This window comes from Ralstonia sp. 25mfcol4.1, assembly GCF_900104095.1.
Lineage (GTDB): Bacteria > Pseudomonadota > Gammaproteobacteria > Burkholderiales > Burkholderiaceae > Cupriavidus.
Window position 1 is genome coordinate 26,028 of sequence record NZ_FNJO01000014.1, and the last position, 21,919, is coordinate 47,946.

At 67.3% G+C, this 21,919-nt stretch carries 18 protein-coding genes; 8 read left to right on the forward strand and 10 right to left on the reverse strand.

All coding sequences use genetic code 11. The features are described 5' to 3' along the window. The first annotated feature begins 17 nt into the window (after positions 1-17). From BLQ58_RS21895 to BLQ58_RS21915, 5 genes are all read left to right on the forward strand, one after another. Positions 18-587, forward strand: coding sequence for an aminodeoxychorismate/anthranilate synthase component II (locus BLQ58_RS21895; RefSeq protein WP_029050678.1), 570 nt, complete (start codon positions 18-20; stop codon positions 585-587). Between the two features lie 65 nt (positions 588-652). Next, complete coding sequence (gene trpD / locus BLQ58_RS21900) at positions 653-1,681, forward strand: anthranilate phosphoribosyltransferase (RefSeq protein WP_049815791.1); 1,029 nt, start codon at positions 653-655, stop codon at positions 1,679-1,681. Between the two features lie 6 nt (positions 1,682-1,687). Then, positions 1,688-2,491: an indole-3-glycerol phosphate synthase TrpC gene (gene trpC / locus BLQ58_RS21905; RefSeq protein WP_029050680.1), complete on the forward strand. Its 804-nt coding sequence runs from the start codon at positions 1,688-1,690 to the stop codon at positions 2,489-2,491. Positions 2,492-2,548: 57 nt separating this feature from the next. Further along, positions 2,549-3,193 carry a CYTH domain-containing protein gene (locus tag BLQ58_RS21910; RefSeq protein ID WP_029050681.1) on the forward strand — a complete coding sequence of 215 codons (645 nt, stop codon included), beginning with the start codon at positions 2,549-2,551 and terminating at the stop codon, positions 3,191-3,193. Further along, complete coding sequence (locus tag BLQ58_RS21915; protein WP_029050682.1) at positions 3,183-3,944, forward strand: uracil-DNA glycosylase; 762 nt, start codon at positions 3,183-3,185, stop codon at positions 3,942-3,944. The genes BLQ58_RS21910 and BLQ58_RS21915 overlap by 11 nt, the downstream gene beginning before the upstream one ends. Here BLQ58_RS21915 and BLQ58_RS21920 read toward each other — a convergent pair. Next, positions 3,941-4,228, reverse strand: a complete 288-nt coding sequence (locus BLQ58_RS21920; protein WP_029050683.1) for an acylphosphatase — start codon at positions 4,226-4,228, stop codon at positions 3,941-3,943. The two genes, BLQ58_RS21915 and BLQ58_RS21920, sit on opposite strands and share 4 nt — an antisense overlap. Positions 4,229-4,384: 156 nt before the next feature. Here BLQ58_RS21920 and BLQ58_RS21925 point away from each other — a divergent pair, with 156 nt between their 5' ends. Beyond that, complete coding sequence (locus BLQ58_RS21925; RefSeq protein ID WP_029050684.1) at positions 4,385-6,130, forward strand: ABC transporter permease; 1,746 nt, start codon at positions 4,385-4,387, stop codon at positions 6,128-6,130. Positions 6,131-6,166: 36 nt separating this feature from the next. Beyond that, positions 6,167-7,498, forward strand: coding sequence for an ABC transporter ATP-binding protein (locus BLQ58_RS21930; RefSeq protein ID WP_029050685.1), 1,332 nt, complete (start codon positions 6,167-6,169; stop codon positions 7,496-7,498). A gap of 196 nt (positions 7,499-7,694) precedes the next feature. Here the strand turns inward: BLQ58_RS21930 and BLQ58_RS21935 are convergent, their stop codons facing one another. From BLQ58_RS21935 to BLQ58_RS21960, 6 genes are all read right to left on the reverse strand, one after another. Next, a complete protein-coding gene (locus BLQ58_RS21935; protein WP_029050686.1) occupies positions 7,695-10,097 on the reverse strand; it encodes an FUSC family protein in 2,403 nt (800 codons plus the stop codon). Positions 10,098-10,194: 97 nt separating this feature from the next. Then, positions 10,195-12,009: a M61 family metallopeptidase gene (locus BLQ58_RS21940; protein WP_029050687.1), complete on the reverse strand. Its 1,815-nt coding sequence runs from the start codon at positions 12,007-12,009 to the stop codon at positions 10,195-10,197. A 64-nt stretch (positions 12,010-12,073) separates the two neighbouring features. Beyond that, positions 12,074-13,078 (reverse strand): acrylyl-CoA reductase (NADPH), encoded by a 1,005-nt coding sequence (locus tag BLQ58_RS21945; RefSeq protein WP_029050688.1) that lies wholly within the window; start codon positions 13,076-13,078, stop codon positions 12,074-12,076. Positions 13,079-13,201: 123 nt separating this feature from the next. Next, on the reverse strand, positions 13,202-13,960 hold the full coding sequence (locus BLQ58_RS21950; RefSeq protein ID WP_029050689.1) for a DsbC family protein: 759 nt from the start codon (positions 13,958-13,960) through the stop codon (positions 13,202-13,204). Between the two features lie 154 nt (positions 13,961-14,114). Further along, positions 14,115-15,422 carry a UbiH/UbiF family hydroxylase gene (locus tag BLQ58_RS21955; RefSeq protein ID WP_049815788.1) on the reverse strand — a complete coding sequence of 436 codons (1,308 nt, stop codon included), beginning with the start codon at positions 15,420-15,422 and terminating at the stop codon, positions 14,115-14,117. A 94-nt stretch (positions 15,423-15,516) separates the two neighbouring features. After that, the gene (locus BLQ58_RS21960) at positions 15,517-17,514 is read right to left on the reverse strand and encodes an acyltransferase family protein (protein ID WP_029050691.1); all 1,998 of its coding nucleotides are present in this window, start codon (positions 17,512-17,514) and stop codon (positions 15,517-15,519) included. A 474-nt stretch (positions 17,515-17,988) separates the two neighbouring features. Here BLQ58_RS21960 and ychF point away from each other — a divergent pair, with 474 nt between their 5' ends. Beyond that, a complete protein-coding gene (ychF, locus tag BLQ58_RS21965; protein WP_029050692.1) occupies positions 17,989-19,080 on the forward strand; it encodes a redox-regulated ATPase YchF in 1,092 nt (363 codons plus the stop codon). 98 nt (positions 19,081-19,178) lie between these two features. Here ychF and BLQ58_RS21970 read toward each other — a convergent pair whose 3' ends face one another. From BLQ58_RS21970 to BLQ58_RS21980, 3 genes are read right to left on the reverse strand one after another with little or no spacing between them, the layout of a single operon-like run. After that, positions 19,179-19,679 carry a GDYXXLXY domain-containing protein gene (locus BLQ58_RS21970; RefSeq protein ID WP_029050693.1) on the reverse strand — a complete coding sequence of 167 codons (501 nt, stop codon included), beginning with the start codon at positions 19,677-19,679 and terminating at the stop codon, positions 19,179-19,181. Further along, positions 19,676-20,830, reverse strand: a complete 1,155-nt coding sequence (locus BLQ58_RS21975) for a DUF4401 domain-containing protein (protein ID WP_254776060.1) — start codon at positions 20,828-20,830, stop codon at positions 19,676-19,678. The genes BLQ58_RS21970 and BLQ58_RS21975 overlap by 4 nt, the downstream gene beginning before the upstream one ends. Continuing rightward, positions 20,827-21,840 (reverse strand): DUF2157 domain-containing protein, encoded by a 1,014-nt coding sequence (locus tag BLQ58_RS21980; protein WP_029050695.1) that lies wholly within the window; start codon positions 21,838-21,840, stop codon positions 20,827-20,829. Before BLQ58_RS21980 ends, BLQ58_RS21975 begins: the two co-directional genes overlap by 4 nt. Positions 21,841-21,919 lie beyond the last annotated feature (79 nt).

The window sequence follows — 21,919 nt, forward strand, 5'->3', positions numbered from 1 at the left end:
CCCCCGGGAGAGATGACATGCTGCTGATGATCGACAACTACGATTCGTTCACCTACAACCTCGTGCAGTACTTTGGCGAACTGGGCGCCGACGTGCGGACCTATCGCAACGACGAAATCTCGATCGAGGAGATCGAGGCTCTGAAGCCGGACCACATCTGCGTGTCGCCGGGCCCCTGCAGCCCGCACGAGGCCGGCATCTCGGTCGAGGTGCTCAGGCACTTTGCCGGCAAGGTTCCGCTGCTTGGCGTGTGCCTGGGCCACCAGGCCATCGGCGAGGCATTCGGCGGCAAGGTGATCCGCGCCAAGCAGGTGATGCACGGCAAGGTCAGCACGATCGAAACCACGCAGGAAGGCGTGTTCGCGGGTCTGCCGAAGCACTTCGACGTGACGCGCTATCATTCGCTGGCCATCGAGCGCGAGACGCTGCCCGATTGCCTGGAAGTCACGGCCTGGACGCCGGACGGCGAGATCATGGGCGTGCGCCACAAGACGCTGAACGTGGAAGGCGTGCAGTTCCACCCCGAGTCGATCCTGTCCGAGCACGGCCATGCGCTGCTGGCCAACTTCATCAAGGCGCCACGATGAGGCGCACTGACTACACCGCCTACTCCTCCGACCATCCAGCCGCCCACAATATTGAACAGCCCGCCATGTCCATCACGCCACAGGAAGCGCTGACGCGCTGCATCGAGCACCGCGAGATCTTTCATGACGAAATGCTGCACCTGATGCGGCAGATCATGCAGGGCCAGATCAGCCCCGTGATGGCCGCCGCCATCCTGACCGGCCTGCGCGTGAAGAAGGAAACCATCGGCGAAATCTCGGCCGCCGCGCAGGTGATGCGCGAGTTTGCCAACCACGTGGATGTGAAGGACCGCCAGAACTTCGTCGACATCGTCGGCACCGGCGGCGATGGGTCGCATACGTTCAATATCTCCACGGCGTCGATGTTCGTGGCCGCCGCCGCTGGCGCGAAGATCGCCAAGCACGGCAACCGTGGCGTTTCGTCCAAATCGGGCAGCGCCGACGTGCTGGAGGCGCTCGGCGTGAACATCATGCTCACGCCCGGGCAGGTGGGGCAGTGCATCGAGCAGACCGGCATCGGCTTCATGTTCGCACCCACCCACCACCCGGCCATGAAGAACGTGGCGCCGATCCGCAAGGAAATGGGCGTGCGCACGATCTTCAACATTCTGGGCCCGCTGACCAATCCGGCCGACGCGCCGAACATCCTGATGGGCGTGTTCCACCCTGACCTGGTCGGTATCCAGGTGCGCGTGATGCAGCGCCTGGGCGCCCAACACGCCATCGTGGTCTACGGCAAGGACGGCATGGACGAGGTGTCGCTGGGCGCCGCCACGCTGGTGGGCGAACTGAAGGATGGCGAAGTGCGCGAGTACGAGATCCATCCGGAAGACTTCGGCCTGTCGATGATCTCCAATCGGGGCCTCAAGGTGGCCGATGCCACCGAATCAAAGGAAATGCTACTCGAAGCACTGGGCAACGTACCGGGCACGCCGCGCGAGATCGTCTCGCTCAACGCCGGCACCGCGCTCTACGCAGCCAATGTGGCCAGTTCGATCGAAGACGGCATCCAGCGTGCGCGCGAAGCCATCGCCAGCGGCGCCGCCCGCGAGAAGCTCGACCAGTTCGTGCGCGCCACACAGCAATTTAAGTAAATCGCCATGTCCGACATTCTCGAAAAGATCCTGGCCGTGAAGGCCGACGAAGTCAACGCGGCGCGCAAGAAGCGCGACCTGCCGAGCCTGCGCGCCGAGGCCGAGAGCCTGCGCGGCGAGCCCGGCCTGGCGCCGCGCGGTTTCGAGCGCGCGCTGCGCGAGAAGATTGCCGCCGGCCACGCCGCGGTGATCGCCGAGGTCAAGAAGGCGTCGCCGTCCAAGGGCGTGCTGCGCGAGAACTTCGTGCCCGAAGCCATCGCGGAGAGCTACGCCACGCACGGCGCAGCCTGCCTGTCCGTGCTGACCGACGTGAACTTCTTCCAGGGCCACGCCGATTACCTGAAGCGCGCCCGCGCCGCCTGCGACCTGCCGGCCCTGCGCAAGGACTTCATGATGGACCTGTATCAGGTCTACGAAGCGCGCACCTGGGGCGCCGACTGCATCCTGCTGATCGTGGCCGCGCTCGACCACGGCCTGATGGCCGAGCTGGAAGCCTGCGCGCTGGAACTGGGCATGGACGTGCTGGTGGAAGTGCATGGCGAAGACGAACTGGACGCTGCGCTGAAGCTCCGGACGCCGCTGATGGGCGTGAACAACCGCAACCTGCGCACGTTCGAGGTGTCGCTGGACAACACGCTGGCCCTGCTGCCGCACATGCCGGACAACCGTCTGGTGGTGACCGAATCGGGCATCCTGGGCCCCGCCGACGTCCAGCGCATGCGCGACGCCAACGTCCACGCCTTCCTGGTGGGCGAAGCATTCATGCGCGCGCCCGAACCGGGTGTGGAACTGGCGCGGCTGTTTGGCTGAACGACGATTCGTCCGGCAACCGATCCACGACTGACCGACCCACGACGGAGCACGGCGATGGCAAAGGAGATCGAACTGAAGCTGGCCCTGCCCGATGCCGCGCTGGCGGCCGTGGCGGCGTGGCTCGACGCCCATGGCGAGGCGCGTGGCGAAGTGACGATGCTGAACGTCTATCTGGACACGCCCACGCGCGAGCTTGCCCGTGCGCGCGCCGCGCTGCGGCTGCGCCGGAAGGACAGCCAGTGGCTGCAGACGCTGAAGACCGCCGGCAAAAGCGGTGGCGGCCTGGCCGCGCGCCACGAGTGGGAAACCGAGATCGGCGGCGAAGCCATCGAACCGGACCGCTTCGAGGCCCCCGCCCGCGCCGTGGTGGCGCCGCTGGCCGACCGGCTGGCGCCGGTCTTCCGGACCGATTTCGTGCGCCGCACGTGGATCGTCGAGCAGGATGGCGAGCGCATCGAGGCCGCCATCGATACCGGCACCATCAGCGCGCCCGGCATCGCCCGGACCGAGCCCATCCAGGAACTGGAACTCGAATGGCTGCCGAAAAAAGGCGCGCAGTCCGACAAGGACGAAGCCCGCGCCGAAGCCGTGCTGCACGCCTTCAGCCAGCGACTGGGCCACGTGGCACCGCTTGTCCCCATGGATCTCAGCAAGGCCGCTCGCGGCTACCGACTTACCGACGCGCCCGATGCAAGCTGACCTCTTCGTCACCGAAACTTCAAAACCCGCCCCGACCGTCGACTGCCTGCAAGATCAGGTCGATGCCCTGCCCGCCGCGTGGCGCAAGCTGCTGGCGCCGTGCCTGGGCAATGCCGAATGGGCATCGCTGTGCGAATTCGTCGATGGCGAGCGCGCCGCCGGCAAGCCGGTCTTTCCGCACGCCGTATTCCACGCGCTGCACCTGACGCCGCCCGACGCGGTGCAGGTCGTCATCCTGGGCCAGGACCCGTATCACGGCACCGGCACGGTCGGCGGCGTGGAGATGCCGCAGGCGCACGGCCTGGCGTTCTCGGTGCCCGATGGCATCAAGGTGCCGCCGAGCCTGCGCAATATCTTCAAGGAAATCGCCGCCGAATATGGTGGCGAGCCGGTGCGCGCCTCTGGCAATCTCGAAGGCTGGGCGCGCCAGGGCGTGCTGCTGCTGAATACGGTGCTGACCGTGGAGCAGGCCAACGCGGCCAGCCACGCCAGGCGCGGCTGGGAAGCCGTGACCGACTGCCTGATCCACGCGCTGGCCATGTCGCGGCCCAACCTCGTGTTCATGCTGTGGGGCAGCCATGCCCAGGCCAAACGCGCGCTGCTGGAAGGCCAGACCCACTGCGTGCTGGAAGCGCCACACCCGTCGCCGCTATCGGCGCATCGCGGGTTCCTGGGCTGCGGGCACTTCAAACAGGCCAACGACTGGCTCGAACGCCACGGCCGGCCCGGGATCGACTGGCAGAAAACCTAGGCGGTCGGGCGCCATTCGAAACCATCGAAGGTTTCGTGCGGCGCCGCCTTCACGTCCACGCGGGACACCTGTGCGGCCGGCGGGCCCTGCTCCATCCATGACCGCAGTGCTTCCAGGTGCTCCCGCGGGCCTGTGGCGATGACTTCCACCGTGCCATCCATGCGATTGCGCACCCATCCGCCCAGCCCGAGCGCCCTTGCCCGGTCCGCGCAGTTGCCGCGGTAGCCCACGCCCTGGACGCGGCCGTGGGCGACGAGCTGCCAGGTTTCCGTCGATGCTGTCATGATTCGTTTCATCCCCTAGGTAAACTACCTAGCCCGGTTGGGCGTTAGGACGTCAGCATACGATGCCTTCGCCCTCTCCCCCAGCCTCTCTCCCGCCTCGCCGGAGAGGAGCTGGGGGAGCGGGCATGGCGCACGACACACGACCGAGGCCGCGCCATGCCACCAACGCCCAACAACAACCAAGCGCCCGGCTACGTCGGGCCGCTGCTGACCGCCCCGCCGAACCGCTTCGACTTCGCGCTGCTGCCGATCATCCTGGCCGCCATCGTCATCGTGGCGTATGCCGCGCGCCAGATGGACGTGCCCTACCAGCCGGGCGAGTCGCTGGCCATCCATCTGGACGTGGCATGGCTGCCCTACTACCTGATGCGCACCAGCATCCGCATGCTGGCCGCGCTGGGCGCGTCGCTGGTGTTCTCGTTCGCGTTTGCCGCGCTGGCCTCGCGCAGTCGCACCGCCGAAAAGGTGATGGTGCCCGCCCTGGACATCCTCCAGTCGATCCCCGTCCTCGGCTTCCTGTCGATCACCGTCACCGGATTTATCGCGCTGTTCCCCGGCAACCTGGCCGGCGTGGAATGCGCGGCCATCTTCGCGATCTTTACCTCGCAGGCCTGGAACATGGCGTTCAGCCTGTACCAGTCGTTCCGCACGATTCCCGGCGACCTGCTCGAAGCGGCGGCCATGTTCCGGCTGTCGCCATGGCAGCGGTTCTGGCGGCTTGAAGTGCCCTACGCCATGCCGGGCCTGCTGTGGAACATGATGATGTCGATGTCGGGCGGCTGGTTCTTCGTGGTGGCGTCCGAGGCCATTGCCGTGTCCGGCCACGACATCCGCCTGCCGGGCATCGGCTCGTATATCGCGCTGGCCATCCAGCAGCAGGACCTGGCCGCCATCGGCTGGGCGATCGTGGCGATGCTGGTGGGCATCGTGCTCTACGACCAGTTCCTGTTCCGCCCGCTGGTGGCCTGGGCTGACCGCTTCCGCTTCGAGACGCTGGCGCAGGACACCGTGCCGCAGTCGTGGCTGCTCAATCTGCTGCGCCGGTCGGCCTGGGTGCATGCGGTGCTGAAGCGCACCGCCGCGCTGGCTGGCCGCACGCTGGCCTGGAGCGCTCGCCATCGCAACGTGGTGGCGCTGCCCGCCGCGCCGGTGCGCTGGGCGCCATGGCTGGACCGCCTGCGCGACGCCATCATCATCGCCATCGCCCTGGCCGCGCTGTATCGCGTGTTTCACTTCGTGCACAGCGAGGTGGGCTGGGCCGAGGCCGCGCATGTGCTGTGGCTGGGCACGCTGACGATGGCGCGCGTGATCGTGCTGATTGCGCTGGCCGCACTGGTCTGGGTGCCGGTGGGCATCCGCATCGGCCTGAATCCGTCGCTGGCGCGGATCGCCCAGCCGATCGCCCAGTTTCTGGCGGCCTTTCCGGCCAACCTGATGTTCCCGCTGGCCGTGATGGCCATCGCCAGGTTCGGCCTGAACCCCGAGATCTGGCTCAGCCCGCTGATGATCTTCGGCACACAGTGGTACATCCTCTTCAATGTGGTGGCCGGCGCGTCGGGCATTCCCACCGAACTGCGGCTGGCGGCGCGCAACTTCGGACTCAAGGGCTGGCTGATGTGGCGGCGCTTTCTGGTGCCGGCCGTGTTCCCGAGCCTGCTGACCGGGCTGGTGACGGCGGCGGGCGGGTCGTGGAATGCGAGCATCGTGTCCGAATACGTGACGTGGGGCGACCGCACGCTGGTGGCCACGGGCCTGGGCAGCTACATCGCCGAAATGACCGCGCGCGGCGACTTTCCGCGCATTGCGCTGGGCATCGGCGTGATGGCGCTGTTCGTGGTGGGCTTCAACCGGCTCCTGTGGAACCGGCTCTACGACCTCGCGCAGGCCCGCACCCGGCTCTGACACCCGGCATGCAAGCCCGGAACTAAGGAATTTACGATGGCACTGCAAGACAACGCCCATCCGGTGATCGACCTGCGCGGCGTGGGCAAGATGTTTCGCACCGCAGACCACACCGACCGCGCCGTGCTCGAAGGCGTGAACCTGACCCTGCGCGAAGGCGAGATCGTGGCCATGCTTGGCAAGTCGGGCTCGGGCAAGTCAACGTTGCTGCGCATCATGGCCGGCCTGGTCGGGGCCGATCGCGGCGAGGTGCATTTTCGTGGCCGGCGGCTGGCCGGCACGGCCGAAGGCATCGCGATGGTGTTCCAGTCATTCGCGCTGTTCCCGTGGCTGACGGTGCAGCAGAACGTGGAACTGGGGCTCGAAGCGCAGGGCGTGGCCCGCGCCGAGCGCACGCGCCGCGCCGAGGCGGCCATCGACATGATCGGGCTGTCGGGCTTCAACAGCGCGCTGCCGCGCGAGCTGTCGGGCGGCATGCGCCAGCGCGTGGGTATCGCCCGTGCGCTGGTGACCGAGCCCGACCTGCTGCTGATGGACGAGGCGTTCTCCGCACTGGATGTACTGACCGGCGAGACGCTGCGCGACGAGATGCTCGCCCTCTGGGAATCGGGCCGCGCCAATATCAGGAGCATCCTGATCGTGTCGCACAACATCGAGGAAGCGGTGATGATGGCCGACCGCATCGTGATCCTGTCCAGCGATCCGGGCCGGGTGCGCGCCGAGGTGCCGGTGCCGTTCCCGCGCCCCCGCAACCGCGACGACGCCCAGGTGCGCGCGCTGGTCGACGAGGTCTACACGCTGATGACGTCGCCCGCCGCACTTGGGCCGCGCGTGCCGGCCCAGGCCGCCGCGCCGATCGGCTATCGCCTGCCCGACGCCGATATCAGCCAGATGGAAGCCGTGCTCGACCTGCTGCACGAGTCGCCGTTCTTCGGCCGCGCCGACCTGCCGCACCTGGCCGAGGAAGCCGGCCTGACCGACGATGACCTGCTGCCCGCCTGCGAAGCCATGCAGCTGCTGGGCCTGGTCACGATCGAGCGCGGCGACATCACGGCCACGGCGCTGGGCCGCAGCTACTACGAGACCGAGCCGCCCGAGCGCAAGGTGCTGTTCGGCAAGCAGCTGCTGGCCCATGTGGCGCTGGCCGCGCACATCCGGCGCGAACTGGAGCAGAGCGAGAACGGCGAAGTTGGCGAAGAAGCGATCCTGCGCGCGATGGAGGCCTACCTGAAGCCCGAGGAAGCCGAGCGCGTGCTCAGGATCGCCATCGACTGGGGCCGCTACGGCGAGGTGTATGGCTATTCGTTCAACAGCGGGATGCTGACGCTGCCGGAAGAGGAGAACGGCGGCGCTGCAGCGCAGGGGTGAGGGATGTGGGTTGCGCTCGCCCTCCCGCCTGCGGGAGAGGAGTTGGGGGGAAAGGGCAAGCGTGTCGCACTTGCCGAGCCGGGTTTGTACTCCATGCGCCTGCCCTCTCCCCGCCCCTCTCCCGCGCGCGGGAGAGGGCAGAAAACCGCCGCGGCGTGAATCTTCGGGGAGAAAACCGTCGCGGCAGCCGAACGCCTCAAGTCTTCAGCGGCACGCGGATCGCCCGGCCAATCGCGCCGGTCCGCAGCGCGATCTTGGCCGCATCCTCCCGCAGCGCGCGCAGGCGACGTTCCAGCAGCGCATTCGCGGCGCGGCCCGATGCGCTGGCCGATGTGGCGGCATGCTGGTCCTGCGTCTTCTGCAGCGGCTCGTTGGCGCCGATCTCTCCGGCCGCGGCCGCCTGGGTGAGGACATCGGCCTTGCGTCGGTCGGCCGAATCGGCGATGCGGGCGCGCCGCTCGCTGGCTTCGTCGTCCGAAGCCTCTTGCGCCAGCGCGGGCGACCCCGCCCCGGCCCTGGCCGGTGACGGCGCGGTTTCATGCACCAGCCCCACCCCCGCCACTGCCGTTTCGGCCGGCGTACGGATAAAGCCGGCACCGCGCGGGCCGTGCCGTTCCTCGCCTGCCAGCCGTTCGCTGGCCAGCGTCAGGGACCGCAGCGCGGCATCGGTAGCCTGCTCGATCGCGGCTTCCGCCGCCGGGACATCCAGCTCGCCATAGTGCTGCCGCACCTGAATGCGCGCCGCCGCCACGTGCGCCGCCACCAGGTAGTTCTGCACGATGAAGCGGCTCAGGTTGTCCACGGCGCGATGCCGGCTGCGCGGCTCGTCAAGCATGCGCTGGAACGATCCGATCAGCGCCGACAGGTTGTCCATGAACTGCTTGCGCTGCACGCGATAGGCAAAGTCATCCTTGGCCTTGCGCGTCAGCAGGTCGCGCGTGGCCGCGATATAGCGGCGGTTGGCCTGCAGCACGTTCTCGACCAGTTTCGGAATCGCCCGGTATTCCCAGCTAGGAAGTACAAAGCTGAAAATCGACGCGATGATGCCCCCGATCACCGTATCCACCAGCCGCTCGCCCACCACGGTCTGGCTGCCGGGGATCAGCAGGTTGATCTGGATAAGCACCTGGATGCACGCGGCAATGGCCGTATAGCGATATTTGATCTGCACGAACGCGGCGCTGGCCACCAGCGCCAGGTACAGGATGCCGATCAGCAGCAGCGGCTCGTGCACCCAGCGCAGGATGCCCACGCTGACGATGCAGCCGATCAGCGTGCCGATCAGGCGGTCGTTGTATCGCTGCTTGGTCATGCTGAAGTTCGGCTTCAGGATCACGACGATGGTCAGCAGGATCCAGTAGCTGTGCGACGCATACGGCAGCCGGTCGCCCAGCCACAGCCCCACCGCCACCGCCATCGTGATGCGCAGCGCAAAGCGGAAGGCGGGCGAGCGCCAGTGCAGGTTGTCGCGCACCACGCCGAATTCGTATTTCTGCCGTGTCAGGAACGGCGTCATGTCCGAGCCCGGCAGCACCTGGGCCGGCTCGACCGGTGTGCGCGATGCCTCGTGCAGCTGGCCAAGGAGCGTGATGGCGCCGCGAATCATTTCCAGTGTGTCGCGCAGCGCGTTCATCGCGGCCGGGGATACATGGTGATGGCGCAGCTGGTCGATCTCCTCTTCCACCTTGCGCAGGTCGGGACGATAGTCGAACGCGCTGTACGACGGCCGGCCGCGCGTGACGTCGTAGGCGATTTCCTCCAGATCCTTGCACAGCCCCAGCACCAGCCGGCGCAGCCCGTCCAGCACCGGCGTGCCGCCGAAGGTCTGGCGCAGCAGCGCGTAATCGGTATTGGTCGACAGCAGGTACTCGTAGAGGTCGAGCATGCGCAGGTGCACCTGCACCAGCAGCCCGTCATGCGGCGTCTTGTTGCCGCGCAGCACCATGTCGCGGGCTGCCTGCTGGCGCTCGGCCACCACGATCTGCTGACGCACCAGCTGGTTGAACTGCTCGTCGTAGTCGGTGCCGGCGTCGTAGAAGGCTGCCTTGATCTCAAGGTACCCGGCCATCTCGTATAGCGATTCGGCCAGAATCTGCTGGCGCGTGCGGCGCTCCATGATCCAGCTGACGGTCATCGCATACAGCAGGTAGCCCAGCGCGCCGGCGCCGAACAGCGCAGAGTGTTCCAGCGCCTTGCGCACCACGAATTCCTCGTTGACCGTCAGCGTCATGACGAACAGCATCGAGAACTGCAGCGGCATGGTCTTGTTGCCGTAGACCGTCATCATGCCGGCCAGGAACGTCACCAGCACCAGCACGAACGGCATCACGCGCGGAAACGGCGTGGCCAGCGCCACCAGCGCGGTCACGGCGGTGCACAGCAGCACGCTGGCCAGCATCTCGTTGAACTTGTGCGACAGCGGGCTGGGCAAGTCCATCAGGCTCGTACAGAGCGCACCCACCGACACCACCATGGCGCTGGGCAGGTCCATGAACTGCATCGCGATCAGTGTCAGGCCGATCACGCCCGTGGCCGACCGCAGGCCACGGTAGATGTAATGCGAAAACAGGAACGTGCGGGGGTCGTGCGCGTATTCCATGGGGCGGAGGCTAGAAGCCGGGCAGAAACGGATCAATCGGGGGCAGGCGGGGAGCGGGCGCCGTCACCATGATGGCCACGGCGCCGTGACAGGCAGGTTACTGGCCCAGCCAGCGCGCTCGCCCCGCATGCTTGCCCGGTTCCAGCTTGACCTTGTACTGCGCGGCCGGTTCGCGCGCCAGCGTCACCGGCAGCACCTGCAGTTCGTCGCGCCGGAACACGTGCAGCTCGGCCCGGTCGCCCGGGCGGTAGCGCGACAGCAGCTTGTCGAGCTGGCCCGGCGCCACGCGCAGGCCGTCCACGGCCGCGATCAGGTCGCCCGCCGACACGCCGGCCCGCTGGCCCGCGCCGCCATCGAGCACCTGGCTCACGCGCACCCAGCCGTCATCGGTACGGGTCTTGATGCCCAGCGCAGCACTGCCGTTCGGCTTCTGGGGCTCGGCCACGATGCCGAAGTCGCGGAACAGCGCCGGCAGGCCGATCTCGTCGGTACCTTCGGTCAGCGCACGCAGCAGCTTGCCCAGGCGCAGGCCGGTCACGTCGTCGAACAGCGCATGCACCTCGGCTTCGGTCACGCCGCGCCGGGTGGCGCCCGGCGCGTAGAAGTCGCGGCCATAGCGTTGCCACAGCGCGCGCATGATGTCGTCCAGCGACCGGCGGCCACGCGTCTTTTCGCGGATGGTCAGGTCCAGCGCCAGCGCCACCAGCGACCCCTTGGTGTAGTAGCTGACGATGGCATTCGGTGCGTTCTCGTCCTGGCGATAGTATTTCGTCCAGGCATCGAAGGCGCTTTCGGCCACGCTCTGCTTGGTGCGGCCGTTGCCGCGCAGCACGCCGTTCCAGGTCTTGGCCAGCATGTCCACGTACTGCTGCTCGGAGACCAGCCCGGTGCGCACCAGGATCAGGTCGTCGTAGTAGCTGGTGAAGCCCTCGAACAGCCACAGCAGCGGCGTGTACGTTTCCTGCGTCAGATCGTACGGCACATATGCCGCCGGCTTGATGCGCTTGACGTTCCAGGTGTGGAAGTACTCGTGGCTGCACAGGCCCAGGAAGGTGCGATACCCCTCGCTGGTCTCGCTGTTGCCGCGCACGGGAAGGTCGTTGCGCGCGCACATCAGCGCCGTGCTGGCACGGTGCTCCAGGCCGCCGTAGCCGTCGGTGGTGACCATCGTCATGAAGACGTAGCGGCGATTGCTGTCCAGGAACGGCGCGCGGGCCGAACGCGGCTCGAACAGCCTGATCTGCGCCTCGCAGATCTGCTTCAGGTCGCGGCAGATGCGCGTCATGTCCAGCTGCGGCACGCGGCCCGTGAACACCACGTCGTGCTGCGCGCCGCAGGCGCGGAAGGTGCCCAGCGCAAACGTTCCCATCTCCACGGGATGGTCGATCAGATCGTCGTAGTCGGCCGCCTGGTAGCGGCCAAACCCGTAGCGGCGGGCACCGCCCGGGCCGCGGGCCTCGGGCAGCGACGTGGCCACGCGCCAGTCGGCATAGGCCTCGCCGGCGGGCGGATGGATGTCGACCGTGCACGGATGCGCGTCCTGCCCCACCACGCGCAGGAATACCGAGCTGCCGTTGTAGAAGCCGTGGGTCGTGTCCAGGTGCGCACTGCGCACCGACAGGTCCCACGCGTAGACCTCGTAGCTCAGCGTCAGCGGACCGGCCTGGGCCGACACCGGCGCGGCCTGCCAGGTCTGCTTGTCGAGCTTGGTCAGCGGCACGCGCACGCGGCCCGCGTCGGCGCGGATGCGGACGATGTTGCGTGCGAAATCCCTGATCATGTAGCTGCCCGGAATCCACGCGGGCAGCGTGAAGACCTGGCCGGCCGGGTCGGGAACGTCCACCGTCACGGTCACGGCGAACAGGTGGGCTTCCGGTTGAAGCGGGGCGATGGCGTAGCGGATCGGCGTCATGGTCACGATTGTAGCGTCACGCCCCGGACCATCCGGGACGTGCGATATCTACGAGCCCCGCGCGTCAGCCGTTCACATCGACGACCACGCGCCCGCGCATGCCGCCTTCCATGATCTTGCGGCCCGCCTCGATGGCCTCGCCCAGCCGGATCTCGCGTGTGATGGCCTGCAGCCGGTCGGGCGCCAGGTCTTGCGCCAGCCGCTTCCACGCCGTCTCGCGCAGCGGCATCGGCGCCATCACGCTGTCGATGCCGGCCAGCGTCACGCCGCGCAGGATGAACGGCGCCACCGACGCCGGAAAATCCATGCCCTGCGCCAGCCCGCACGCCGTGACCACGCCGCCGTAGCGCACCTGTGCGCAGGCGTTGACCAGCGTGTGGGAGCCCACCGAATCCACCACCGCTGCCCAGCGTTCCTTCTGCAGCGGCTTGCCGGGCACGCCCAGTTCGGCGCGGTCGATCACGTCGGCGGCACCCAGCGCGCGCAGGAAGTCGGCTTCCGACGACTTGCCGGTCGAGGCCGTCACGCGATACCCGAGCCTGGACAGGATGGCGATCGCCACCGACCCCACGCCGCCCGAGGCGCCGGTCACCAGCACGTCGCCATCGCCGGGCCGCACCGGGCCGTTCACGCCGCCGCGCTCCAGCGCCAGCACCGACAGCATGGCCGTATAGCCAGCCGTGCCGATGGCCATGGCCTGGCGCGTGGTGAAGGCGTCCGGCAGCTTCACGAGCCATTCGCCCTTGAGCCGCGCGCGCTGCGCCAGGCAGCCCCAGTGCGTCTCGCCCACGCCGTAGCCGTTCAGCACCACGCGGTCGCCGGTCTTCCAGCGCGGATCGGTGGAATCCAGCACCGTGCCCGCGCCGTCGATGCCGGCCACCATCGGCCATTTACGCACCACGGGCGAGCGGCCCGTGATCGCCAGGCCGTCCTTGAAGTTGATCGTCGAATAATCGACGGCCACGAGCACGTTGCCGTCCTCGGGCAACTGGCTTTCGTCAAGCTGGGCGATCTGCGCCTGCGTGGATTTGTCGTCGGCCTGGGTCAGCAGCAAAGCCTGGAACGTCATGATGGCGTCTCCCGTTTTCTTGTGGATGGACAATAGGGGCGTCCGGAAAGGGGTGTCCGGAAATGAAAAACGGCCGGACAGTGCCGGCCGTTCCTGACAGCCGGCTGGGGTCCGGCGTCGTCGTTATTTCTTGAGGCTTGCGAGCTTGCGTTCGAGCGTGGCGGCATCCGCCGCGCCCGGGATACGCGTGCCGTCGGTAAAGAACACCGCCGGCGTGCCCGAGATATTCAGGCTCTGGCCCAGCGCCAGGTTGTCGTCGATCGGCGTCTTGCAGCTGCCGTTACCCACCAGCGCCACGTGGTTCAGCATCCAGTCGCGCCATACCTTGGTGCGGTCCGCCGCGCACCAGACCTGCTTGGCCTTGACCGACGAATCCGGCGACAGCACCGGGTACAGGAAGGTGTAGACGGTAATGTTGTCCATCTGCTGGAAGGTCTGCTCGATCTTCTTGCAGTACCCGCAGTTGGGGTCGGAGAACACCGCCACGGCGCGGCTGCCGTCGCCCTTGGTCCACTTGATGGCGCGGGTCAGCGGCAGGTCCGACCACTTGATCTTGTTGATCTCGGCCAGGCGCTCTTCGGTCAGGTTGGTATTGGTCTTGGTGTCGATCAGCTCGCCGTTGAGGATGTAGCGGCCGGTGGAGTCCGTGTAGACCAGCTGGCCGCCGACGTTGACCTCGTACAGGCCCGGCACGGGCGCGCGGGTCACGCTCTTCACCTCGGCACGGCCGCCCAGCATCTTCTGGATCGACTGCTTGATCTTGTCCGTGCCCGGTTCGTCCGCGGCCAGCGCGTGAAGGGCATAGCCCGCTGCGGCCACGCCGCTGGCAAGGGCGGCGATCGCGGCAACGCGTGCGGATCGGCGGCGGAACAGTTGCAACATATTGACTCCAGGTAACGATATGCCGGTCAGTGTGCCGGCTTTGCATGTCATCGGTAAATCGCCGAAAGCGGGATTGGCCGCATTCGGCGCCGATGGCGAGATTGTCGCGCTTTCCGGGAAGCTCGGGGTATCCGCGTGATCGGCGCCGGCCGGACTACCCGAGTGCGCGGCCGATCAGGAACCGCTTGAGCAGCCCCTGGCTGCCCACCGCACGGATGCCCAGGTTCCGCACCACCCGGGCTGGCGTGCCGGGCAGCGAAAACAGCCGGTGCAGACCGTCAGTGGCCGCTGTCAGCGACAGCAGGTCAGTGGCGCGGGCCCGCTCGTAGCGGCGCAGCAGGCGCAGGTCGCCTTCATGACGGAACGACTCTTTGTCGGCCATCACCCGCCCAAGTTCCACCACGTCGCGCAGGCCCAGGTTCATGCCCTGCCCCGCCAGCGGATGCACCACGTGGGCCGCATCGCCCACCAGCGCCACGTGCGGCTGGACGAAGTGATCTGCCCGCTGCAGCACCAGCGGAAAACCCTGCGCCGGCGTAATGCAGCGCAGCGTGCCGAAGCGGGCGCCCACGGCGCCGCTGGCCACCTGGGCCACGGTGGCGGCCAGGGCTTCGGGCGACAGGGCCAGCAGGTCGCGCGCATGGGCCTCGTCGGCCGACCACACCATCGACACCCGGTTGCCCGGCAGCGGCAGCATGGCCAGGATCTCGCCATTGGCCGATTCCTCGTCGGCCATCAGTTTTTCGGGGCAGCCCAGGAACCACTGCCAGGCGGTTTCCTGATGCGGCAGTTCGCAGCGGAAGTTGGCGACCACGCCCAGCTGGCGGTAGCGCCGCTGCGTGGTGCCGATATGGCATTGCTGGCGCACCCACGACCGCGCGCCGTCGGCGCCCACCAGGCAGTTGGCGCGCACGCGCTCGCCGCTGGCCAGCGTGAGCGTCACACCGTCGATGTCGCGCTCCAGCTGCTCGGCCGTGTCGTCGAACCATTTCACCTGATGCTGGAAGCGCAGCGCGGTATCGAGCACCCGCTCGACGTGGCCCGATTCGACGATCCAGGCCAGTTGCGGCACGGCGGCAGCGTAGGCCGAGAAATGGAGGTCGCCATGCGGCGAGGGATTGGTCTCGCAGGCGCTTTCGTCGCCATAGATGCGCATGTCGCGCACCGGCTGCACGCGCGCCGGGTCCAGCGCCTCCCAGACCCGCAGCCGCTCCAGCAGCGCCTGCGAACTGGCCGAGAACGCGTAGATGCGGCTATCCCAGTCATCGTCGCCGGTGCGCGCGGTATCGCCAGCGGGGCGCGGCGCCACCAGCACCACTTGCATGCCCTGTTGCGCCAGCAGCAGCGCACAGGCCTTGCCGACAATGCCACCGCCGACCACGGCGATCTGGAAGCGGGAAGAAGGATTCGATGACATCGATTGGGCGGCGGCGCTAGGCGCCGGCACGGCAGGTCCGGACATGGCTGGATTATAGCGACGTGACGGGTGCGGCATTGGCCGCGCGACGACGGGCCGCACCGCCGGCCGGCTCCCGCCCGCCGTCACCGTCCGCCGCCTAGTGCATGTCGGCCACGAATACCTTGCGTATGGCCGCGCTGGAAAGCCTTGCGCCTTCGACTGACGGATGCGACCAGACATCCCGATACAGGATCTGCCCATTTGCCGCGCTGTAATTGCAGACGGTGCCCGGGCAAAAGATATCGATCAGGTCCACGACCTTGATTTTTTTCCGCGATTCCAGTCCGCGCAACACCTTGTCCAGATTCTCGCGCCGTCGCAATGTGTCGTCCTTCGTATAGAACTTGCAAACGCTGTCGAAGGGCGAAAACCATTGCTTGACGGCCGATACCGGCTCGCAGTTTGCATCCCTGGCAAATGGATTGCCGTGAAGGACGGCCAGACGGATATTCCTGCTGGCCAGATTATCCGAAAAGGCTTCCAGGCCGTTCGCCAATGTCTGCAGCCTCTCGATACTCTCCGGGGTTGCCACCTTCGGGGACAATTCGGCCACGTCATTGATCATGAATACCCAGTCGCCCGGCCGAAGCCCCTGAATCGATTCCGGGACGACGCGCGCCCAATAATCGTCGTTCGCCCGGTTCCACGCACCACGATTGGCGATTTCGCGGACTGGCGAGGCACCCCATGACGACACCAGGGTGACCGAGTAGCCGTCCCGCAGCACCAGATCGTCGAAAGACTGGACAAATGCGGTCGACATCGAGTTTCCGATCACCAGGACATGCTTCCGGGCATTTTCAAAATTACCCAGGGTACAGGCCCTGCGCGGAATGACCTTGCCCACCTGATCGTTATCCGACAGCACGCAGGGATCGCCCATCCACACCGAATCGGTGCCCTGCAGCGAATAGGCGTCGGTGAGCGTTGACGTGCCAACCGCGGCCATCGCCGGCAGGCGGCCGGCATACAGTCGCCCGCTCATCGGATTCAGGACCAGCACCAGCGCGAGGCACAAGCAGGCCGACGTGGCCAGCCCATAGCCGATGGTGATCGACGGCCTGGCGGACCAGTTCGCAGCCCGGAGCGGGCGCTCGATGCAGTGATACGAGAGCGCCGCCAGGCCGAACATGGCCACCAGCAGAAACGGCACGGTCCACCAATGCACGCCGACCGTCCACCGGCTCACCGCAATCACGCCCCAATGCCACAAATACAGCGAGTACGAAATCAGCCCGATATAGATCACCGGCTTGAGCGTCAACAGGCGATACACCGCCGTATCACGCCGAACCGCCACGATAAAGGCGACGGTGGCTGCCACCACCGCGATCGTCGACAGCGTGTGATACGTCTCCGGCACAAACAGGACTGCCAGCATGGATGCGAGCGCCAGGGCGGCAATCCAGGCACTGGTCCCGGCCGATCCGTCAGTGTCGCGTCGATTCAGCCAGCCGAAAGCCAGGGCGCCTGCCGCAAGTTCCCAGAAGCGCGTCGGCATCGAATAGTAGGAGACGATCGGCTTGCTTGTGCCCAGCCAGACAAATGCCGCCAGCGATGCCACGGCAGACAGGCCAAGCACCCAGTAAAACCGGCCCTGCCTGCCTGCATTGAGCCGCCGGAAACCGAGCAGCCACACCATGAACGGGAACACCGCGTAAAACTGTTCCTCGACGCCGAGCGACCAGGTATGGACAAAGACATTCAGTTGCGTCGAATCGCTGAAATAATCAGCCGCCTGCACGATCAGGTAGATATTGGACAGGCCAAACAGCGCCGCCGCGCCGGTTTTCAGGTGCCCCCATGGGCGGGGGTCGAATAACGCGATCGCAATCGCCGTGACGCCGACAAAAACAATCAGCGCCGGAGCCAGTCTCTTGATGCGCCGCGCGTAGAAATTCAGCAGCAGGTCGCCTAATCCGCGATCGCTGCGGAAAAACAGCGATGCCGTGATCACATACCCGGATATGACGAAGAAAATGTCTACGCCGAGATAACCGCCCGGCATCCACTGCCGTTCCAGATGATTCACGATGACGGCCAATACCGCCAGGGCCCTCAGTCCATCCAGTTCCCTTCGATAATCTCTCGACATAGTTCGTACCCTTCTGGATCCACTGCATCAAGACATCGCTGACGAACCCACAGAAACCTCCACAGCGGCCGCGTGCGGTATCGCGCACGACAAGGGACGAATTTTATGCGGAGCCATCTTTCGGAATCGCGCGAAATGGCGCGAGTTATGAGGGATAGCGAACAAAATCGCGGAATCGGCCGGCGGCGGCCGTGGCGCGCTCGGCCCGGGCACCCCGGCAAGTGAAGGGAACGCAACCGCGCCCGACGGACGCCCCCGGCGCGCGGCTTCGCGCCGTGCCAGCGCGGCGTCCCGCAGGGTTACAATGGCGGTTTTTCCGGCGGCCGTATCCGGCACGGATCGTTGAGCAACGCCCCGATCCACTGGTCCTGTCCCGCCTGACCCACTCTGCCCCGGCATCGCAGGTCGCTTGTCCGACCGCCCGCCCGCCGCGCGTCAGACGCACTGCAACCCATTGATTGTTAAAGGTTTCCCATGAGCCTCAAATGCGGCATCGTCGGCCTGCCCAACGTCGGCAAGTCCACGCTGTTCAATGCCCTGACCAAGGCCGGCATCGCCGCCGAGAACTATCCGTTCTGCACCATCGAACCCAACGTGGGCGTGGTGGAAGTGCCGGATCCGCGGCTGGCCAAGCTGGCGGAAATCGTCAAGCCCGAGCGCATCCTGCCGGCGACCGTCGAGTTCGTCGATATCGCTGGCCTGGTGGCCGGCGCGTCCAAGGGTGAAGGCCTGGGCAACCAGTTCCTGGCCAACATCCGCGAAACCGACGCCATCACGCACGTGGTGCGCTGCTTCGAGGACGACAACGTGATCCACGTGGCTGGCAAGGTCGATCCGCTGTCGGACATCGAAGTCATCAACACTGAACTGGCGCTGGCCGACCTGGCCACCGTCGAGAAGGCCCTGGCGCGCTATATCAAGCCGGCCCGCGCTGGCGACAAGGAAGCGCAGCGCCTGGTGGCCGTGCTGGAAAAATCGCAGGCCGTGCTGGACCAGGCCAAGGCCGTGCGCACGCTGGACCTGTCGCCGGAGGAGTGGGATGCCCTGCGCCCGTTCTGCCTGATCACCGCCAAGCCCACCATGTACGTGGCCAACGTGCGTGAAGACGGCTTCGAGAACAACCCGCACCTGGACGCCGTGCGCGAATACGCCAAGGCCACCGGCTCGCCGGTGGTGGCCGTCTGCGCCGCCATCGAGGCCGAGATCGCCGACCTGGACGACGCCGACAAGGCCGAATTCCTGACCGACCTGGGCATGGAAGAACCGGGCCTGGACCGCGTGATCCGCGCCGGCTTCACGCTGCTGGGCCTGCAGACGTACTTCACGGCTGGCGTGAAGGAAGTGCGCGCCTGGACGATCCACGTGGGTGACACCGCCCCGAAGGCCGCCGGCGTGATCCACACCGACTTCGAACGCGGCTTCATTCGCGCCCAGACCATCGCCTACGCCGACTACATCCAGTACAAGGGCGAAACGGGCGCCAAGGAAGCCGGCAAGATGCGCGCCGAAGGCAAGGAATACGTGGTGCAGGACGGCGACGTGATGAACTTCCTGTTCAACGTCTAAGCCGCGCCGGGGAGCCGTCTCCCCTGCCCGAACCCACGAAAATCGCCCGCAGCCGTAATGGTTGCGGGCGATTTTTCATTGCAGCGGCCGGTGCGCGGCTACATGCCGCGCAGCGCCTCGTCCCGCATCCCCACGAGCAAGGCCTGCCCATCGGCATCGACTCGGAATTCTCCGAACTTCGCCTGGGCATAGCGCTCCGCCTGGCCTTCCTGGAAGAACCACGCGTCCGTCGACACCTGCACGCCGGTGCCGCCCCACCGCGCCGGCACGTTCTGCACACGCAGCAGGCGCTCGTCGGCGGCCAGCGGCTCGCCCTTGTGCAGGCGGACGAAATGGCCTTCGTTGCGCGCGTCGCGACGGATCACGATGACTTCCTCGCGTGCCAGCCGGGTCGGCGTCGTGCCATGCGCCACGCGCACCGCGTTGGCGATCGAAAAATTCAGCGCCATGTAGTCGCCTTGCATCAGCGAGCGGGGGTCCACCGGCGCCAGCCGCAGGTACACCACATCGCCGCGTGCCAGCAGCCGCTCCTTGCCGGCGATGCCCGCCAGGGCGACGCCAACCGTCAGCAGCCATCCCACGATGATCCAGCGTTTCATGCCACGGCCTCCGTGTGGGCGATACGCGCCAGCGCGGCGCGGGCGGCCAGCAGCAGCGCGCCGGCGGCGACCAGCGTGGCGGACTTGGCCAGCAGCGTCCACTGCAGCGTGCTGTAGTACCAGACAAAGCCGATCAGCACCGTGGCGATGGCCAGCCCGAGCCACGGCAGCGAACCGCGCCGCAGCGCCATGGCCAGTGCCAGCGCGCCGGCCGTCACGGCCGGGGCGTACACCATCAAGACGCTGAACGCGACGGCCACCGCCACCATCGCCACGCCAACCGGCGTGCTGCACGCCAGCCGCCGGCTCTCCAGCAGCGTCATGGCCACCAGCGCCGCCCCAAGCAGCGCGCCGGCCAGCCATCCGCCCTGCGCGCGCCAGGGCGTGTCGACGCCGAAGATCAGGTCGGCCGGATGCGCGAAGCCGGTCACCACCAGCGCGCCCAGCAGCGCCATCAGCAACGTGGCATCGGCGGCAGGCTCGGCCATCTGCAGGCGCCCCGCCGCCGCGAGCCGGTCCTCGTGCATGACGAAGGCCAGCAGCGCGGCAAATGCCAGCGCCGTCATCGGCCCGAGCGCCATTGGAATGGCGGTCCAGCGCGGCGCGATCAGGTCGCCCAGCGCCACGCATGCGGCAATGCCCAGCGCCAGCCACAGGGCGAGCATCGCCAGAAGGCGGTGCAGGCGATCGGGCACCAGCACGAACAGCACCGCTTCAAACAGGGCTACGCCCAGCCAGAACGGCGCGGTTTCCAGGAATCGCCGGAAGCCCAGCGCCTCGCCCACGCCGGCGATGACCATGCCCTGGCCGCCCAGGCTCAGGGCCAGCGCAAACTGCCCGAGCGCAATGCGGCCGCTTTCGCGGCCGGTCACGCGGTACAGCGCGACGGCGATGCCGATCATCACCAGGCCAGTGACGGCCATGGCCGGGCCATTGCCGCGCGTGGTGGCAAACACGGTGCCGATCAGGAACATCTGGAAGAACAGCGCCCCCAGCCAGCCCGCGCCGCCCATCAGCAGGCGGATCGGCCATGGCGTGCGCAAGGTCGGCGAATAGTCGCCCCGCACCGTGCCGCGCGCGGCCAGCTGGTTCCAGAGCCCGCGTTCGGTCTGTTCGGTCGGATCCATCCGGTCGATCGGATGCTGGCTCATGCCTGGCTCCCCGATGTCTCGCGCCAGGCGCGCAGCAGCCACGTGGCGGCTGCCACGGCCAGGCCGATGGTCAGCAGCGCCAGTAGCAGGAAGGCGCCGAAATCGCCGTGGAAATCGGCGAGCCAGCGGCCCACCGCGGAGACGATCACGCCGATGCCGGTCAGGCACGCCAGGCTCAGCACGACGATGTCGAATGCGCGCCAGCGGAACCAGGCCATCAGGCCCGCCAGCGCCACCGCGCTGACCAGAAGGCCCGTGGCATTCACTTGGCCGGTCAGCACGCTCATCAATCCCACCCATCCCGCATAGCCGCAGGCCAGCAGGCCCAGCAGCCTGGGGCCGGTAGCGCCCACGAAGCCCCAGCGCCCCGCCCGGCGCGCCAGCACGTACCAGACCGCCAGTTGGAGGATCGACGTCCCAAGCAGGAACATCATCGTCTCGCGTGCGAACCGGGCCGAGAACAGCAGTTCGAACATGCCGCCGATGCCCAGCCTCACGCTGCAGAACCGCAGCAGCGCCACGTTGCCGATGACCAGCACGATCCACCAGTGCGGCGCCGCACGGGCCGCCAGCGCCCAGGGCACGGCCAGCAGCGTCCACAGCGCGAACAGCTGCCAGGCATCGGCGCCGGTCTGGTAGGTCTGCCCGATCACGGCCATCAGCACACCGGACACCATCTGCGCACCGCCCAGCGCGGCCCGGCCCGCCATGTCGCCACCGGGACGCCACGCGGCATACCCGGCCAGCAGCGTCAGCAGCCCGGCTAGCAGTCCGAATTTGGAGAATTTATGAAGTGACGCCCAGTTGAAGGCGAAGAAGACGATGACACCGGCGCACAGCAGCGCCGTGCCGAGGATCAGCAGCGCGCGGTCCAGCCAGTCATGCCAGTGGGCACGGCGGGGCAGCGTGGGCGCCCAGGCAGCCAGCAGGTCGGCGGCGCCAAGGCGGCCCTGGGCGCGCCAGTCGGCCAGCGCCTGCTGGATGGTGCGGCGAGACGTGAAAGTTTCCAACCGGCGATCCCCCGAAGAGTCGGCATGGGCTGCATGCTAGCAAACCGGCACGCCGAAGTCTCCCGGGGCGCGCCGGCCC